The organism is Vibrio sp. Y176, from assembly GCF_033438945.1.
This window is the reverse complement of sequence record NZ_JAWOQS010000500.1, coordinates 1-717: the sequence shown is the minus strand read 5'-3', so window position 1 is coordinate 717 and position 717 is coordinate 1. Positions and strand designations below refer to the sequence as shown.

Here is a 717-nt window from a genome sequence, read left to right as displayed (position 1 = left end):
ATTGGTTATCACGGCTTTACCGATGGCAACGGACGCATGGGGCGCATGCTTTATGCCATCGCTGAACTGCGTAATGACTCGTTCAACCCTCTGGCGATGAATGCCGAAAATAGCCTTCACGGTATCAAATAACTCAGTGCACCAAATAACTCAGTGATTTTCGCTGTTGGTATTTGTATGTTAGTAAGAGCGGCGAGCGCCGCTCTTTTTGTTGCCACTGTTCATGCGATTCAATCTCATCGACTTTTAAAACGGCCAATAGCAATAAAATTCGGACGTTTAAATAAAGTCCAACTTCAAAGCTCACCCTAAAATGTCCCTCATCGTTATGCGCTTACTTCAATAAGCCGTCATCAAATTTAACAGGACACAACATGGATACCGGAAAGATCAATATTCTTCTCGCAGAGCTAGGGGATTCACTCAACCTTGAGCGTGTTACAGAGTTTGAGCATCAAATGTGGTCGCTCTGTTTCAGCGAAGATAACGCTATCGATGTGCAATTTGTGCAAGAGAAGAACGAGGTGCTTGTTTCAAAAAGCCTAGTGGTAGAGAAAGATATTCTCACCGCCGACAAGCTCCAAGTGCTGCTGGAATACAACTTTTTGTATCGCGAAACGGGCGGAGTGCAGTTTTGCATCAACCCAACCACCAAAGACATTTTGCTTCAAATCGCCATCACGGCAGACACCGAGATCAGCCAATTAGCCAACGTGA

Annotated in this window: 1 protein-coding gene and 1 pseudogene; both read left to right on the top strand. The window is 45.0% G+C overall.

The window, feature by feature from the left end; all coding sequences use genetic code 11:
* Nucleotides 1-132: pseudogene (locus R7O13_RS26950) on the top strand (effector protein); the annotation flags it as partial.
* Nucleotides 133-374: 242 nt separating this feature from the next.
* The coding region (locus tag R7O13_RS26945; protein WP_318305217.1) for a type III secretion system chaperone at nt 375-717 on the top strand (343 nt) is incomplete at its 3' end.